This is a genomic window from Bacillus sp. UNC438CL73TsuS30 (assembly GCF_000482325.1).
Classification (GTDB): domain Bacteria; phylum Bacillota; class Bacilli; order Bacillales; family Cytobacillaceae; genus Neobacillus.
The window spans coordinates 47,523-64,499 of record NZ_KI535295.1 but is presented as its reverse complement, the minus strand read 5'-3'; the positions used below and the strand labels follow the sequence as shown (position 1 = coordinate 64,499).

Here is a 16,977-nt window from a genome sequence, read left to right as displayed (position 1 = left end):
TCCGAATGATACCCTGATTCGGACACGATTACCCTCGGTAGCATCAAAGCTGAAATAGTGAATGAGTAGAAAATTTATTGATTGAATAGAGCGGAAATCAACAGACCAAATAAGAGAACCATACAAAAAAAAGGGGGTGCCCTAATTTTACTTTTGGGACACCCTCTTAGATAATTAATTCATTTGCTGCTTTTGTATAGATACTGAATATACTGTTTTTCATATTTTTCGCTTCCACAAATTGATCATATTCAAATGGGAAGAATAGCCCAAATTCTTGTAAATTTGAAACATTCTTATTAAAAAGTGACGAATATTGATCATCAAGAGTGGGAGACTCGAGGATGGAAATAATCGTTTGCATGCTGGTCATCACTTGAAAAGCATCTTTTAATGTGCTAAAATCTTCGAATTGTTTGCTAGAGGTGTGCAAAACCTTTAGCTGTTCAAAAGAACGAATTTCATCATCCGAAAAATAGAGTGGAAAAACAGTTGAATAAATATACCCCACAAGTCCATAAATTTCTTCCTCTTGACTTGGTGTTGAGGCAAAAACAATTTTCACTTGTAACCCACCTTTGCTATCGCTTTTTTCTAATGTATATTTAATTTAACATAAGGATAACATAATTTCTTGTGTTAAAACTGTGGTAATTAAAACCATGCAAATCCTGTATTTTTAAGGAGAATAAAATGTTAAAAACAAGCAAAAAAGGCAATTGGCTCGAGCTAACGATCCCAGAAATTTGGGATGGAATAACGATTGAAGATCTATTTCAAAAAAAATGGAATTCTCCGAAGAAGCTAATCCATCAATTTCGTATGGAACAAAAAGTATTAGTTAACAATCAAAGTTATCCCTGGAACAAATCCATTGCAGCTGGCAGTAAATTACAAATAAAATTATTTGAAGAAGTGGAAATGAACCTACCTCTCCATTATATGGAGGTTACCGTTTTATATGAGGATGATCATGTTCTTGTATTAAATAAGCCGCCATTTATAAATACTCATCCAAATGACCTAACAAAGGATACCAATACACTTGTAAATGCTGCTTCTTTTTATCTGCAAGCAAAGGGAGAAATGAGAAATATTCGGCAAATCCATCGTCTAGATAAAGATACCTCTGGTGCCATCCTTTTTGCAAAGCACCCATTGGCAGGAGCCATTTTTGATCGAATGTTGGAAAATCGTAAGATTAAACGAACCTATATTGCCCTTGTTCATGGACTTCTTAAGCAAAAAAAGGGAGAAATTAATGAACCAATTGGACGCGACCGCCACCATGCATCTAGAAGGCGGGTATCTTCCACTGGTCAAAAAGCCGTTACTCATTTTCAGGTAATGAAAGTGGACACTAAAAAGCAGCTTTCCTATGTAAAATGCTGGCTTGACACTGGCAGGACTCACCAAATCCGTGTTCATTTAAGTCATATCGGACATCCACTTGTGGGTGATACGTTATATGGAGGTAAACCGCTTGTTAACCGGCAAGCCCTTCATGCTGCAAAGCTTGAGTTTATTCACCCTTTTACAGAAGAAAAAGTGGTCTGCTATGCCCCTTTTTTAGACAAGCCGGAAATTTTTAAAGAATTCGATGTATATTCGCTCTAATAACAAAAAGCCTCCGAAAATTGGAGGCTTTTTGCTTTAACGATCTGTTTTTCGGAAGGCTCTCATCACTAGACTTAGCAGGAAGACTAGAACTACTGCCCCGATGACTGCCGGGATAATGGCGAAGTTTGCAACATTAGGGCCCCAATTTCCCAAAATTAATGACCCAAGCCACGCCCCAACAAACCCCGCAATTATATTACCAATAACGCCACCTGGAATATTTCTTCCCACGATAAGGCCTGCTAACCATCCAATAATACCACCTACGATTAATGACCAAATGAAGCTCACCTGCGAACACTCCTTTTTAGTATTCATTATTTCATTTGATACAAGCATTCAGTTCCATGTACTGAATTGCTTGTATGTATAAAGTACCCAAAATTTATCCTTCTAATCATATATATAAAGAAGAACCGGATTAAACATCCGGTTCTTCTTTATAAGGTCGGGATTTATGATTTAAGGTAAATCAATAAGCATGAATTTTGCATTCTTTACGGCTTTAATTTGTAAATTCTCTGTTTCTGTTATACGAGCAGAATCCCGTCTTTTTAAATGTTGGTCCTGATTAAGGATTACTTCCCCTTCAAGCAGAAAGAAAAAAATTCTCCGTCCTGTTTCCTGATGAAAACTAAGATCCTTTTCTGACTCTAATTCTGATAAATATATCGTAAGATCTTGATGGATATAAGCTACATTCTCACCATTTTGTTTTGAAACAACTGGTAAAAGGGCATTTTTCATTTTAGCAGGATCAAAATCGGTTCTTTCATATGATGGTGTGAGTCCGTATTCCTCAGGCATAAACCATAATTGTAAAAAGTTTACTTCCTCATCTCCGGAAGGATTTACCTCTGAATGGACAACTCCTGTTCCTGCCGACATTCGTTGAATACCGCCAAATGTGGTGACAGCACTTTTCCCTGTACTATCCTCATGCTTTAATTGTCCTTTTAAAACGATTGAAACAATCTCCATTTCACGGTGGGGATGAGCTCCAAACCCTCTTAATGGCTGAACGATATCATCATTTAAAACACGCATTGGTCCAAACTGCATATTGGCAGGATCATAATACTCAGCAAAAGAAAAACTAAAATTACTTTTAAGCCAGCCATGATCTGCAGTATATCTTTCCTCCGCCTTATAAATATCAAACATGTATAAACACTCCTTACGATTTAATGATTCATGATTACTTTATCCTTATGAATTCTTATAAAATCTCAAAACTGATTATCTCTAATTCGAGACAATTATATTCCTTTCCAAATGATTCGTCAACCTAGTCACTTCTTTTCATTTACACATAAAAATCATTTATTTGGTAAAAGTATTAGGTATCTATTAAGCCATATATATATCCATTTTCAGAAAATTCTAATGTTAAGTTTTTGTAAAGTTTGTTAAAAATAATTCTTTTTTCGACATTTATCAGATAGAATATTTTTCGGTAATGACAACTTTTCAACAATTATATGGGGGTAAATAGACTATGGCATTCAAAAAACATGACAAGTTTTCAGTTTTGTTAAACAATATTTCTTCTAATTCAAAAGAAAGTGTAAATTTCTTTACCGAATATAAATTAAAAACCATTAGTGATTTAAAGATTTTTTCTGAAAAAATGAAGGAATATGAGTCAAAAGGAGATTCATTTGTACATGAAATCATTAAAGAATTAAATGACGCCTTTATTACTCCAATTGAACGGGAAGATATTCTCCACCTTGCGATGAGTATGGATGATGTACTGGACGGGCTTGAAGGCTGCGCGGCATTATTCGAAATGTACTCCATCACACAAGCTGATGACTTTATGCTTAAATTTGTTGAGGCCATTCAAGGCAGTGTACACGAAATCGATAAAGCTGTTGGACTTCTTTCTAATAAAAAATTACCTCAAATAAGAGAACATGCTATTAAAATTAAAGATTTCGAATCAAAATGCGATAATATTTTACGACAATCGATTAAAAATTTATTCGCTACCGAAAAGGATCCAATTCGTATCATTCAATACAAAGAAATTTATGAAACATTTGAAGACATTGCCGATAGCTGTCAGGAAGTTGCCAATACACTTGAAACCATCATAATGAAAAATGCGTAAGGAGCAATCATATGAGCTTAATTTTTATCCTAACGATATTAATTGTTATAGGTGCCTTGGCATTTGATTTCATAAATGGTTTTCATGATACAGCCAACGCTATTGCAACATCTGTATCTACAAAAGCATTAAAGCCAAGACATGCAATTCTTTTAGCTGCAGTAATGAATTTTATTGGAGCGATGACATTTACTGGTGTTGCAAAGTCCATTTCAAAGGATATTGTTGATCCCTTTACCCTTCACAATGGATCCGTCGTTATTCTTGCAGCAATCCTCTCAGCGATTATTTGGAACCTAGTCACATGGTATTTCGGAATTCCGAGCAGCTCTTCACATGCCATTATTGGTTCGATAGCAGGAGCAGCCATTGCTGCAGAAGGATTTGCAGCGTTAAACTATACCGGATTTATAAAGATTCTTGAAGCACTTATTCTTTCACCGATTTTAGCTTTCGTTGTCGGTTATATTGTTTACAGCATTTTTAAAGTAGTATTTAAAAATTTTAATTTAACAAAAACCAATCGGAACTTCCGATATATTCAAATTGGGACAGCAGCATTGCAATCTTATTCACATGGAACAAACGATGCACAAAAGTCGATGGGGATAATCACGATGGCATTAATTGCAAATAATATTCTTCCTCATAACGCAGAAGTTCCCCTTTGGGTTCAAATTTCCTGTGCGATCGCAATGGGACTTGGAACATCCATTGGCGGCTGGAAAATTATTAAGACGGTTGGCGGAAAAATCATGAAAATTCGTCCGATTAACGGGGTGGCTGCTGACTTAACAGGTGCTGCCATTATCTTTGGTGCAACCTACATCCATTTACCTGTTAGTACAACACATGTTATTTCATCCGGAATTTTAGGTGTAGGTTCTGCGCACCGGATTAAAGGGGTTAAATGGGATACAGCTCAGCGGATGATCATTACATGGGTCATCACCTTGCCTATCTCAGCATTATTAGCATCCGTTTTGTTTTTCCTTCTTGATCTCATTTTTTAATCATTAAAGACCAGAGTTCACATGATCTGGTCTTTTTTGTTCCATTATTTTATTGACTCCTTCTTTTAGGTCTTTCCCTGGTAATTAATTAATCTGAAAATTATTTTAAAATAGTTAATTCCTTACTTTCGGTATATTAAAAACAATGTGTATAATTCCGTTAATTCCTAATATATCAACTCTTTTTACTGTTGTAATTTTCTATTGAAGTTCTCTATTTATTAATTTAGAATAATAACATAATCTTTTTATCATGGACATTAGGAGGTATACAATGGACAATACAGCTTCAATAAAACAGTCCGAGCAGGCTAAAGTTGCAAAAAAGCATCCACCTGGCCTGTACTTACTATTTTTCACAGAAATGTGGGAAAGATTTAGCTATTACGGAATGCGTGCAATCCTTGTATTATACCTTACAACAGAATTCGTAAGCGGTGGGTTAGGATTTAGCGATGCTACTGCGATGAGTATTTATGGATTCTTTACAGGTGCAGTTTATTTTACACCAATGGTTGGCGGTTATTTATCTGATAGATTTTTAGGTAGACGCCTCGCGATCACTCTAGGCGGAATTATTATGGCGGTTGGTAACTTTGCATTATTTGCCGATCAAAGTAAAGCAGCTTTCTATCTTGGATTAGTATTACTTATCGTTGGAAACGGTTTCTTTAAACCAAATATCTCTACCATTGTTGGTGAATTATATGCTCCAGATGACCGTCGTCGTGATGGCGCTTTCACCATCTTCTATATGGGGATTAACGTTGGTGCCTTTTTCTCTCCTTTAGTAGTTGGATATTTATCAGATGACCTTTTCAAGACAACAATTAATGGTGTGGTTCATCACGGATTCAAATATGGCTTCTTAGCTGCTTCCATCGGTATGATTATTGGACAGTTAATTTTTAACCTTTTTGGCAATCGTTATTTAGGTGACATTGGTAAAAAGCCAACGGGTAAAGTTGCATCGAAAACAACAAATGCAACATTAAATAAACAGCCTTTAACAAAGATTGAAAAGAAACGTACAGCCGTTATTTTTATCCTTACTGCGTTTGTCGTATTCTTCTGGGCAGGGTTTGAACAAGCAGGAAGTTCCTTAACACTTTATACGGATCGCTTCGTTGACCGTGACCTCTTCGGATTTACGGTGCCAACAGCTTGGTTCCAATCTTTAAATCCACTATTTATTGTTATCCTTGCACCAATCCTTTCTGCTTTATGGTTAAAGCTTTCTTATACGAAACGCGGTGATATGAGCGGTCCTAAAAAAATGGGATTAGGTATGGTGCTTTTAGGTTTAGGATATATGATTCTTTTATTAGCTGTATTAAAAACAGGCAGCGACGATCATCATATCGCAATGAAAGCAAACATGATGATCATTGTCTTAACCTACTTAATGCATACACTCGGAGAATTACTTCTTTCTCCAGTTGGTTTATCACTTGTAAGTAAAATTGCACCAATTAAACTTGCATCCCTATTAATGGGTGTATGGCTTGCCGGTTCCGGGGTTGCAAACATTCTTGCAGGACAATTAGCGGCACTAACACAGTCACTAGGTTACTTTGAAATTTTCAGTGTAATTGGTCTATTGGCTATCGTACTTGGATTAGTTTTATTAGCCCTTTCTGGAAAACTTCAACGAATGACCGAAGAAAGTTCAAAATAAGCCTTTAAGAGGAAGAATCGATTGATTCTTCCTCTTTTTTATGTTTTCACTTCTAATTTAGATTCCTTTTCATATTTTTTAATTAAAGGGACAAGTATGGGGTGAAATAGGATGAAACAAAAAATAGTAGCGATGCTTATTGGCAGTTTGCTGTTAAGTTTAGGCGTAAATGGATTTCTAGTTCCCTATCATCTGCTAGATGGCGGAGTAATTGGAATCGGATTAATCATCCATTATTTTTACGGGTGGCCGACAGGTTTAAGTATGATTATTTTAAGCCTGCCGCTTTATATCTTGGCTTGGTTTTTTGAACGGCGTTATTTCTTTTACAGCTTACATGGACTAATCATATCTTCCTTTTGTATTGATTTGTTTTCGTTCATGGACGGGAAAATTAATATAGGAATTTTACCAAGTACGATTATTGGCGGAATTCTCGTTGGAATTGGTATTGGACTCATGCTTCGCTATGAAACAAGTACAGGTGGAACAGATCTTCTCGCCCAGCTTCTCACAAAATTTACTTCTATAAATATAGGAATTATTATTTTCTTAATCGATGGTCTCGTGATTACAAGCGGTATCCAAGTGGTTGGCCTCGAAAAGTTCTTTTATTCACTAGTAACGATTATATTTGTCGGTCTCATGACCACCGTAACTGTTACAAGCAGACCCCATACGTTTTAACATAAACTTAACAAAATTATCTAGAAAATTATTAAATAAATAGTTTTATTTTCCATTTTATTATGATAATATTCTTATGGTTGTATAGGAAAAAATAACCATAAGAGGAGAGAAAATGAAATATGTCTTGGTTTACAAAATGGTCCTTCCGGAACAAAGCCGCGATGTGGATTATGTCGATTCTAATTCTAATCATGGGGGTGGCAAGTTATTTCACCTTACCGATGGAATTCTTACCTTCTGCCGACAATCCACAAATATCGATTATTGTTATGGGGCAAGGCACTGATTCAAAAACAATGGAGGATCAGGTGACAACCCCAATTGAAGAGTCGATTTCAGGTGTAAAAGGGAAAAAGAATATCTTCTCAACAACAGGTGATGGCTACGCTAAAGTTGATATTAATTATGATTCTAAAACCGACATGAAAGAAGCAAAACAAGAAGTGCAGGAGGTATTGTCCAATGTTCATCTACCTGAAAATGTTTCAAAGCCCACTGTCGTTCAATTAAATACCTCCATGATTCCCATCGCAGACGTAGCTGTAACCTTTAAAGAAGGATTAACCCCGGGAAATTTAAAATTTGCCGACAAAAAAATCGTTCCACTTTTTAAAGATATTAAAGGTGTGGCATCCATTCAAACCTATGGAATGGCCAGCTCCTATGTTTCTGTAAAAGTAAACAACTCATTATTATCAGAGAAAAAAGTAACCATTCAATCCGTGATGGGTGTTCTCCAAGGACAAAATAGCGCAATTGCAATTGGTGAAAAAACAATTGAAGGTAAAGCAAGTAATATTAAAGTAATTGGAAACATCGACCGTTTATCTTCTTTAGAAAACCTTACCGTTGCGCCAGGTGTTCATTTAAAGGATATTGCTTCTATTACCGTTACCAAACCACAAGATACGATGACTCGAATCAACGGAGCGGACGGATTATTGCTAATTGTAACAAAGGATAGTCAATCAAATGCTGTAGCCATAAGTAAAGACTTAAGAGATGTCACAAAAAAAATAAACAAAAAATATAACCAACTGAATACATCCGTGATTGTAGCGACCGCGGATATGGTGAAAACATCTGTAACGTCGATGATGAAGGAAGTTCTGCTAGGAGCCCTATTTGCAACGATTGTGATTATGCTCTTCTTAAGAAATATCCGATCTACATTTATTACAATCGTCTCGATTCCATTGTCATTAGCCTTTACATTATTCTTGTTATCCCGCTCCGGTGTTACTTTAAATATTTTAACCTTGGGCGGTGTTGCGGTAGCAGTAGGTCGTTTAGTAGATGATAGTATTGTAGTAATTGAAAATATCTTCAGGAAAATGCAAAATGAAAAATTTTCGATACAATTAGTAATGGATGCAGCGAAAGAGGTATCCTCAGCCATTACGGCCTCTACCTTAACAACAGTTGCTGTGTTTTTGCCTATCGGATTAGTTAATGGCGGATTACAGGACTTTTTAATGCCATTCGCTTTAACGATTACCTACTCATTGCTTGCTTCATTAATCGTCGCCCTAACCGTTGTTCCTTTAATGAGTGCAGGGCTTTTAAAAAATGCAAAACTTCCTGAACATAAACCGTCAAAAAAATTTATCGGATTGGTCACTTGGTCGCTTAACCATAAGTGGATCATCCTCTCACTTTCCTTTTTGTTATTCGCAGGTTCCATTGGAGTCTATTCCGTTATGCCAAAAGGTGCTGTAGACAACTCTTCAGCGGATTTTGTCCAGACTGTACTTAATTATCCAAATGATACACCAATAGGAGAAGTGAAAAATGGAACATTAAAGCTTGAAAAGTTTATTCTTGCCCAGAAGGAAGTTAAAGATGAATTTACAATGCTCGGAAACAATGCGGATGCAGCAAAGTTTGGGGCAATCGACTCTCCTACGAAAGCTAACATTAATATTGTATTAAAGGATAAGGACAACACTGATCAATTAATCAAAAAAATAGAAGCTCAAAAAAATCAATTTCCAAATGCAACGCTTACCGTTGCTGCATCGTCCTTAATGGGTGGCGGAAACCCGCAAATTACAATTGATGTCGTCGGCGACCAGCTAACCAAGCTTGAGTCCGTTTCAACCTTAATTAAAGAAAAAATAAAAGAAATTGACGGAATTGAGAAATTGGAGACCAACGAAGATGCAAAGAAGACAGTTTACTCGCTTGAAGTGAACCCTGAAAAAGGAAATCCGTCTCAAGTGGCCCAGCAGCTGTCTGTAATGCTAAATCGAACACCGCTAGGTTCCATGGATTTAAATGACCAAGAAACTGCAGTATTTCTTAACCCTGTTTTAGATCCGAAATCACCCAAGGATTTGAAAGATATTCCTGTAATGACTGCATCCGGTTCCGCACCTGTTTCGTCGGTGGCAAAATTAATAAAAGAAGAAAAACCAACAAACCAGTTCCATAAAGACGGCGACCCTTATATTCAAGTCACCGCCACTGTTGACCCGACGAAGCTTTCGAAGGTTTCTACTGAGATCGCTAAAATTATCAATGGTGATAAAAAGGCTCATAAAGGAATCAAGCTGCCTTCAGGTGTTGAAGTCTTTATCGGGGGAGCAAGCGCACAACAGGCGGATGATTTCACTGATTTATTTATGACAATGGGAGCTTCAATTGGAATCGTCTTTTTAATTATGGTCATTACCTTTAAAACGATTCGAGCTCCGATTTCAATATTATTCTCTTTACCACTTGCGGCTGTGGGGGCTGTGCTTGCCTTACTCATCAGCAGAATTACGGTTGATATTACATCCCTGCTCGGTGCCTTGATGTTAATTGGAATTGTAGTCACAAATGCGATTGTACTTCTAGATCGAATCAAACAAAATGAACAAAAGATGATTATTCGCGATGCGATTGTCGAAGCTGCTTCTATTCGTATGAGACCGATTTTGATGACTGCCGTTGCGACAATCTCAGCCATGCTACCGCTATTGTTTAAAAAGGCGGAAACAGGGAATCTTGTTTCCCAAAGTCTTGCGATCGTCGTGATTGGCGGGCTTGCTGTTGCGACGCTTTTAACTCTTGTGGTCATTCCGGTGATTTACGAATTATTCCACTTTAAAAAAGCAAAAAAACAACGAATTCGTCAAAAACAATCTGGCGAAATTTCCGTTTAATGAATGTAAAAAGAAAGGCTGGCACCCCAGCCTTTCTTTTATTTACGAATATCGGTTGAATGATAGGTGTTTTTCAAAATATCATACGATTTTTTGAGGCGTTCATAATAGGCAGGCTGGTCCCATTCTTTCCAGGAATATATTTTTGCATTCTCCTGCTGAAGCTGGCCATTCACCATTTCCGGAAATGTTTGTGTAACAGTATCATTGTCCAACATTACAATTGATGTCCTAATCCCATTCAACTTCACACTGCCAGTTAATCCACTTTTCCAAATATCCCCCATCGCCTCTTTAAGACTTGGGTCCTTAATATTCAACAGTTGCCATGGAATTCGTCCTTCTAATATCAACTTATCCTTACTGATACTAACATCTGTTAAAGAATTAAAATCTTGACTTAATGGATTGGCATTACCAAACTTTAACACTCCTGTTTCATAATCCTGAAAGGGAATCTTTTTCTTTGTTAATGGAATCATTTGCTCTTTGTTAAGGGCAAGACGAATTGGATGGAATACTCCATTATCCTTATGACTAACATACCGCTCTAGCTTCAGCATCTTGAGCTGTTTAGCATATTGAAAGTAGAAAGGATCATAATAACTATCCACCATCATTCTCGAATTCTTCGGTCCAGCTAATTTAACATAAAAATCAACACCATAATCTAAATGTACACTTTTAGTACCTATATTTATGATTGTTTGACCTTGATGTTCGATCGTATCAAAAAGTAAATACGTGTTATGACTGTCAAAATTCATCGGATGATTATATGAAAGAAGATAGTACAAATACCCACTGTCCGATGTAAACCTTGCCTCCTTGATTGGCAGGGTTCGATCAGGTGTTTTATATGCAGGCTTAATACCCGCAATATCCCAATCCTTTTGGCCGCCATCAATCGTAATTACCGTTTCTCGATTTCCCGGTTCAAACGATAATAAGCCAAAATGCTGTTCATTTGTTTGCTGATTATTCCAAAAAGGTCTTCGATCCGGGTCATCCAAATCCATCGTATTCCATGTACGCTTAAACCACTCATCCTGCCAGGAAAAAACCATGCCTCCTGCATAGCCCTCACTGACAATCGACTGAAATAACCGCTGATTGATTTTTCCCTGCTCCTCTTCTGAATGAAAACCTTGATTCATGCCATATGCATTTTTATGGGTTAACCCTCTTGAGGATGGAACACCGAATTCAGCTACCAGTACAGGCATCTTGTGGACAGCGAGCAGATCATGTAAATACCCGGCATAATTATTCTTTCTCCCGCTTTTATCCACATAATTAAGATACTTTTGCTCATAGTTTAAGAAATCGGGATAATAAGGATAGATATGATAAGAGGCAAACAGCCCCGCATGAAATTGATTACCTGCCCGAATATGATTGGGATCAACCGAAACCAAGTCCTCAGTTTCTAACGGTTCGGCCGGATGCTTTAATAAATCGGTTGTAACCCAGTTGGTAAAGCTGATGGAGTGCTGCCAATGATACTTTTCCGCTTCATATTCAGAAGCATACTCCATTAGCCCGGCAAGCCAAATTTCAAACGGTGAAGCCCCAATTGTTTTAAAATAGTTTCCCGTAAATTGGTTTACATCAGGATGCTTTGAATTGGTGTTAGCCACCATACCAGGATCCCATTCTGTTCCAACAATGATCCCCAAAACGTATTTTGAAATATCATAAGAATACGTACCGGACGCATGCCCCGGGCGTGCAGCCAGCTTGGCACGGCCATGGATGATATCCACCATATTCTTAATCTCTGTTTTGGCATCGCTCGTATTTTCCCTTGCAAAACTATCTTGAGTTCGAAGAAGATTTTCCTCATTCACCCATGTTCCGTGAAACAAGAATAACGGCTTTTTCGCCATTTGATTGTATTCATAAAAAGCCTCATAGAAGGCAGGTGGATGAAGGGTATAAATGCGGATGGCATTGGCATTCATAGCTCCAATGTCCTTAAACCAGCGCAGGTACTCCTCTTTTGAAATTGCCGTCTCCCCTGGAAAATGCCCCGGCTTTCCAATCCCCATGTTTACACCCTTTATGAGAAAGTTCGACCATTTTCCATTCCGCTTGATTTGAAGAAAGGAATCTCCTGTTCGGCTGTTTGACTTTATTCCATTAGTAACACTCGTATCAACCGTTTCTTGCTTAATAGGATAATGCAGCCCCTCTTTTAATATACGTTTCAGCATAGGTACATAGGTTTTCCAATAAAATGAATCTCCGGCCCCAAAATGCTGTTTCCATAAATCGAAGCCCTTTGTCTGATAGATTCCAGGCACATCCGCTTCATCAGCATAATCACCGGCGAAATAATAAGAAGTATATTTTACATTTTGATGTGAAATTACCGCAGGAAAGCTGGCTGGAATACCAAAACTCTCCAATTTCTTCTTTGCAGCATTCGTAACCGGGAGTTGGTAGTTGGCTAGGATTTCTTCATCATTTCTCGGTTGGATCACATCAAACCAGTATTGATAGTTGCCGAGAAGATCTTCCTTAAATTGATTTCTTCCCTTCTTAGTTAGATGAAAAAGTAATCCATTATCCGTTATCTCCTTTTTGTCCAACACAACAATAAAATTATTTTTACTGACAAAAACAAAGCCTTGCCCGGAAAAAGTCCATTTTGGATTTTTTTCCTCGTACTGTTTTTTAACCCATTCAGGAACTTCCGTACTGCTTAAATCAGAAAAATATCTGCCAATCCATCCGGACCAATCCAGATTTAATAGGTTTGATATTTTTGCTCGTGCTTTTTCCGATGTGGGACTGGCAAATGTGTTAAATTCAGAAATTAACGTTTTTCCTTTTGCCGTTAACAGAGACTTTTCGATTTGGTTGACATCATGTGAAGTTAGTCCCCCGTAAATTTTCGCAGATTTTTTTCCATAGGGATTTTGACGGTTAACATCTTCCTGATAGACCCCGTATTGATCGGTCAAATAAAATACATCATATCCGGATAAATTCTTAGGGAAAGGAATAATTTTATAACGACTGCCATTCTCAGGTTCATAGCCCTTGTAATCTGAACTGGCCGAATAAGCATTTCCATTATTCTTTACATACTTTTCATTATTAAGAATCCAAACCAATCCCTTATGTTCTCGATACGACTGATTCGGAACGGTCTTATCCATGATTAAAACGTTTAGCTTTTTTTCAGGCTGGATAAACCAAAGCCAAAAAGGACTTGTAAGAATCAACAAAAATAGGAAGACGTAGATTATTAAATAGACTTGCTTCTTCATTCGGAAACACCTTTTCTTTTCATCTCTCCCCAGCTTTGATCGCCTTTAAGCATCTGCAAAACTCCTTCACATCGAAAAAAAACCGTCATTGGGCGGTACCAGATGGTTTCTGTTAAGGAATAGAAAAAAAGCTTTATGATATCGAATACTCTTGGATATTTAGTTAAACTCCATTCCTCCAATAGTACGGCTGCCATCGAAAAGACGGAACCATATAAACACGAAAGGAGAAATAACAGGATGGCAAATTCAATATAAATTCCTCCGAAAAATAGACAGAGAATCATAAATATATAGCCGAAAAATTCAATAATCGGGCCAAAAAACTCCACAATCCAAAAATAAGGAAAAGATATCAGCCCAATCATACCGTATCTTGGATTAAAGGTGAGTTTACGATGTGTCCAAAGGCTCTCGAATAATCCGCGGTGCCAGCGTCTTCTTTGCCTTCGAAGAATCGAAATGCTTTCGGGGACCTCCGTCCAGCATACAGGGTCAGGCACATACACAATCTTTTTCTTTAATCCCCTTTCCTTTACCATTCGATGAACACGAACCACCAATTCCATATCTTCACCAACGGTATCGGTTTTATATCCCCCTGCTTCGATTACCCAGTATTTAGAAAAAACACCAAACGCCCCCGATATAATGAGGAGAAGATTATGTCTGCTCAGGCCAATCCGCCCCATCAAAAAGGCCCGCAAATATTCAATAATTTGCATAACAACTAAAGGGCTTTCTGATAAGCCAATTTTTATAACATGGCCATTTTGGATTTTACATCCGTTAGCAATTCGGACACTGCCGCCGGAAGCAATCACCTCTTCATTTGAATCAATAATCGGCTTCATTACTTTTAAAAATGCATCTGGCTCGAGGACGGAATCGCCATCAAGCGAGCAAAAATAGGGATAATGGGAAAAATTAAGACCTACATTCAGAGCATCCGCTTTTCCTCCATTCTCTTTATGAATAAGGAAAAGGTTCGAAAGAATGGAGGATTGATAGATGGTATTTATCGGCTTCGTTTCTACCTGTTTTCGGATTACTTTCTTTATTTCCTTCATATCATAATGCTCAATCATTTTTTGCAGCGTCCTATCTGTTGAACCATCATTTACGACAATGATTTCAAACGAAGGATAATTAATACTTAACAAAGAACGAACGCTTTGGACAATTCCCACCTCCTCATTATAGGCGGGAACAATAATCGATACTGGTTTTGAATAAATTTCATCCATATAGTCGTCATAGGCTTGATCTCGGTCAAGTTGATATTCTTTTCGCAGCTGTAATATGGAGATAACTAAAATAATTGAGTAAAAACTGATGACAATAACCATGTATACAGCAATAAACCATCCAAATATTGAGACAATATCTCCCCACTGAATAGTTGGCAAGTTCTAAACCCCTTTATGGATCCACTCCCAAGCCATATCCTTTGCAAAGGGATCCTTTGTTGTTTCTAAAATCCTAGTTAAAATCTCTTTTCCGTTCGAAAACTGGGAAATGGACTGTCCAGCTTGATGACGAACCCACCATGATCGATCGTGTAATAATTCCATTAATCTTGGTATACCTTTTTCCTCTTTTAATGAACCGATTAGCTTCGCCGCTAGCATTCTCTCCTGCCATTTATCGGAATGCATTAGGTCTAGATATAAAGCAATATCCTTAACAACTCCGATGCCTGCTAATGCCTTTAATGCCCGGAGTTTGATTTCCCCGGTATAGTCTAAAAAAACCTTTTCAATAAAATATTGATAGCTTAATTCTTTTTTTATAGATAGAACATCAAGAAGCGCCATTTGTAGAGCGGTTTGCAGCTTATGGAAACTTAGAACAAATTGATCCATTTCTTTTTGTTCTAAGCGGATGACAATACTGCGGTATTCAAACTCTGATAAAGTCGAAAAGTCTTTTGTTAATAATCCAAGAATATCCTCGAATTGAAATGATGCAAGAATTCTTAAAATATGTACTGTTTCCTCATAGGAAAGTCCCTTCTTCTTTACCATCTTATAAACATCCTCTAAAAGGGGCTTAATATGGAAATCCTCAATATGATACAATACATTCATCCGACGGCTCCATTTTTCACTTTTGAGCCGTTTTCGATAATAATCTTTTAAATAAAGAGAGGCTAGTTCCGACAGGGCTTTTTTCTCCTGCTCCCCTTCTAAAACATTTGCATAACTACTAAGCATCTCCTCAATCGCTTTTAGCTGGTGGTTGTTTTGCGGATTTAATTCCCTCGAATACCCACCATCGGTCAGCAGCTTAAAGATAACGGAATTATATCTTTGTTTGTAGGTATCAATGGTTCTCCGATTTCTTATAACAAATGCTTTTCGTATAATAAGGTACGCTAATAAAATCAGCAATAAACCACTAAAAGTCAGAGTGAGAATTCCCAGGTAAAAAAGCTCAGTATGCAGCATTTCAATTCATCCTTATTAACAGCCTGCGTATTCTTTCTTTTAGTTCTTGAATACCAAACGGTTTTGTAACATAGTCATCTGCACCAAGCAATAAAGCACGCTGAACATAAGACTCACTTTTTCGCCCCGAAAGCATGAGAACAGAAATATTTGACCCATCATTCATCTTTTTTACCTTTTGTAAAATCTCCATCCCATCCATTGCCGGCATAATCCCATCTAGAATGATGAGATGGTTTCTTGAATCTTCGACCCGTTTCGATTCAAAAAAAGGAATTCCTCCCTCAAACGCTGCTATATCCAATTCAACTTGTTCAATCTCTATAGTTTTTAATATCTTTCGTAACAGGGATCGAATGATTTCGTCGTCATCAATGATAGAAACGAACACTTTATTTTTCATTTTATGATTTGTACATCTCATTTTCTAAAATAATCACTTTTTCAGCAAATGAGGTTTTGCCAATTTCTTTCGTATTCTCAACAAGCCGAAAAATATTGTCGCAGCATTTCTTCGCCCCTTTAATCAAAAGAGGTACACCTATAGAGTCAATCTTTATCCCTCTTGAAAAAAAACCACCCATAGACATCACGAATGGAACGGTTGGAGATGTGTTAGAGAATATGATCTTTTCCTCAAAAGCAAACTTTGATTGCAGTAATAGGGTTAATTCCTTTAAGGCCGGGACAACTAATTTATTTCTCTTCCTTCCTATTGTATAAACTGGATTCCCGTCTTCATCAATTCCATGAAAAATGATTTTTCCAAAATCGGCATGAGTTAATTTATTAAAATATTGTACATTTAAAATTTCTTCCGTCGTTAATTTCCTCTCAGATTGAGGTAATTGTTTTAAATGATAGGCCGCTGCCAATGAGGTTGTATGTGTTCCGCCGTAATCATTATAGATATAAATCATGGCCATCACCCTTTTTCCTGTTGTGTATGTATATTATGGACATTTTTTCACTTGATTATTTTA

General features: G+C 37.2%; 14 protein-coding genes. 6 read left to right on the top strand and 8 right to left on the bottom strand.

Annotation, left to right across the window (positions count from 1 at the left end; genetic code table 11):
- Positions 1-166 precede the first annotated feature (166 nt).
- On the bottom strand, positions 167-565 hold the full coding sequence (locus tag M028_RS0113885) for a YhcU family protein (RefSeq protein WP_026574394.1): 399 nt from the start codon (positions 563-565) through the stop codon (positions 167-169).
- 128 nt (positions 566-693) lie between these two features.
- On the opposite strand from M028_RS0113885, the gene M028_RS0113880 reads away from it, so the two are divergent.
- Positions 694-1,617 carry an RluA family pseudouridine synthase gene (locus M028_RS0113880; protein ID WP_035424149.1) on the top strand — a complete coding sequence of 308 codons (924 nt, stop codon included), beginning with the start codon at positions 694-696 and terminating at the stop codon, positions 1,615-1,617.
- A 36-nt stretch (positions 1,618-1,653) separates the two neighbouring features.
- Here M028_RS0113880 and M028_RS0113875 read toward each other — a convergent pair whose 3' ends face one another.
- On the bottom strand, positions 1,654-1,911 hold the full coding sequence (locus M028_RS0113875) for a GlsB/YeaQ/YmgE family stress response membrane protein (protein ID WP_026574392.1): 258 nt from the start codon (positions 1,909-1,911) through the stop codon (positions 1,654-1,656).
- A gap of 171 nt (positions 1,912-2,082) precedes the next feature.
- Positions 2,083-2,784 (bottom strand): pirin family protein, encoded by a 702-nt coding sequence (locus M028_RS0113870; RefSeq protein ID WP_026574391.1) that lies wholly within the window; start codon positions 2,782-2,784, stop codon positions 2,083-2,085.
- 334 nt (positions 2,785-3,118) lie between these two features.
- Here M028_RS0113870 and M028_RS0113865 point away from each other — a divergent pair, with 334 nt between their 5' ends.
- From M028_RS0113865 to M028_RS0113845, 5 genes are all read left to right on the top strand, one after another.
- Entirely contained in the window at positions 3,119-3,736 is a 618-nt protein-coding gene (locus tag M028_RS0113865) for a DUF47 domain-containing protein (RefSeq protein WP_026574390.1), read from the top strand.
- 11 nt (positions 3,737-3,747) lie between these two features.
- Positions 3,748-4,749: an inorganic phosphate transporter gene (locus M028_RS0113860; RefSeq protein ID WP_026574389.1), complete on the top strand. Its 1,002-nt coding sequence runs from the start codon at positions 3,748-3,750 to the stop codon at positions 4,747-4,749.
- A gap of 274 nt (positions 4,750-5,023) precedes the next feature.
- Complete coding sequence (locus M028_RS0113855) at positions 5,024-6,427, top strand: peptide MFS transporter (RefSeq protein WP_026574388.1); 1,404 nt, start codon at positions 5,024-5,026, stop codon at positions 6,425-6,427.
- 111 nt (positions 6,428-6,538) lie between these two features.
- Complete coding sequence (locus M028_RS0113850) at positions 6,539-7,114, top strand: YitT family protein (protein WP_026574387.1); 576 nt, start codon at positions 6,539-6,541, stop codon at positions 7,112-7,114.
- 122 nt (positions 7,115-7,236) lie between these two features.
- Positions 7,237-10,266 carry an efflux RND transporter permease subunit gene (locus M028_RS0113845; protein WP_026574386.1) on the top strand — a complete coding sequence of 1,010 codons (3,030 nt, stop codon included), beginning with the start codon at positions 7,237-7,239 and terminating at the stop codon, positions 10,264-10,266.
- A 38-nt stretch (positions 10,267-10,304) separates the two neighbouring features.
- On the opposite strand, the gene M028_RS0113840 is transcribed toward M028_RS0113845, so the two are convergent.
- From M028_RS0113840 to M028_RS0113820, 5 genes are all read right to left on the bottom strand, one after another.
- Positions 10,305-13,544: a hypothetical protein gene (locus tag M028_RS0113840; protein ID WP_026574385.1), complete on the bottom strand. Its 3,240-nt coding sequence runs from the start codon at positions 13,542-13,544 to the stop codon at positions 10,305-10,307.
- A complete protein-coding gene (locus tag M028_RS0113835; RefSeq protein ID WP_155925714.1) occupies positions 13,541-14,893 on the bottom strand; it encodes a glycosyltransferase family 2 protein in 1,353 nt (450 codons plus the stop codon). The genes M028_RS0113840 and M028_RS0113835 overlap by 4 nt, the downstream gene beginning before the upstream one ends.
- Before the next feature lie 63 nt (positions 14,894-14,956).
- Positions 14,957-15,994 (bottom strand): HEAT repeat domain-containing protein, encoded by a 1,038-nt coding sequence (locus tag M028_RS0113830; protein WP_026574383.1) that lies wholly within the window; start codon positions 15,992-15,994, stop codon positions 14,957-14,959.
- Between the two features lies 1 nt (position 15,995).
- The gene (locus M028_RS0113825) at positions 15,996-16,397 is read right to left on the bottom strand and encodes a response regulator transcription factor (RefSeq protein WP_035424148.1); all 402 of its coding nucleotides are present in this window, start codon (positions 16,395-16,397) and stop codon (positions 15,996-15,998) included.
- Position 16,398: 1 nt separating this feature from the next.
- Positions 16,399-16,914: a DUF3189 family protein gene (locus M028_RS0113820; RefSeq protein ID WP_026574381.1), complete on the bottom strand. Its 516-nt coding sequence runs from the start codon at positions 16,912-16,914 to the stop codon at positions 16,399-16,401.
- Positions 16,915-16,977 lie beyond the last annotated feature (63 nt).

Bases quoted from the DNA above. Each gene is read 5' to 3' on its own strand.
- M028_RS0113855 (WP_026574388.1), top strand. From the start codon at position 5,024: ATGGACAATACAGCTTCAATAAAACAGTCCGAGCAGGCTAAAGTTGCA.
- M028_RS0113880 (WP_035424149.1), top strand. From the start codon at position 694: ATGTTAAAAACAAGCAAAAAAGGCAATTGGCTCGAGCTAACGATCCCA.
- M028_RS0113830 (WP_026574383.1), bottom strand. From the start codon at position 15,994: ATGCTGCATACTGAGCTTTTTTACCTGGGAATTCTCACTCTGACTTTT.
- M028_RS0113860 (WP_026574389.1), top strand. From the start codon at position 3,748: ATGAGCTTAATTTTTATCCTAACGATATTAATTGTTATAGGTGCCTTG.
- M028_RS0113870 (WP_026574391.1), bottom strand. From the start codon at position 2,784: ATGTTTGATATTTATAAGGCGGAGGAAAGATATACTGCAGATCATGGC.
- M028_RS0113840 (WP_026574385.1), bottom strand. From the start codon at position 13,544: ATGAAGAAGCAAGTCTATTTAATAATCTACGTCTTCCTATTTTTGTTG.
- M028_RS0113820 (WP_026574381.1), bottom strand. From the start codon at position 16,914: ATGATTTATATCTATAATGATTACGGCGGAACACATACAACCTCATTG.
- M028_RS0113825 (WP_035424148.1), bottom strand. From the start codon at position 16,397: ATGAAAAATAAAGTGTTCGTTTCTATCATTGATGACGACGAAATCATT.
- M028_RS0113850 (WP_026574387.1), top strand. From the start codon at position 6,539: ATGAAACAAAAAATAGTAGCGATGCTTATTGGCAGTTTGCTGTTAAGT.
- M028_RS0113835 (WP_155925714.1), bottom strand. From the start codon at position 14,893: ATGGTTATTGTCATCAGTTTTTACTCAATTATTTTAGTTATCTCCATA.
- M028_RS0113865 (WP_026574390.1), top strand. From the start codon at position 3,119: ATGGCATTCAAAAAACATGACAAGTTTTCAGTTTTGTTAAACAATATT.
- M028_RS0113845 (WP_026574386.1), top strand. From the start codon at position 7,237: ATGTCTTGGTTTACAAAATGGTCCTTCCGGAACAAAGCCGCGATGTGG.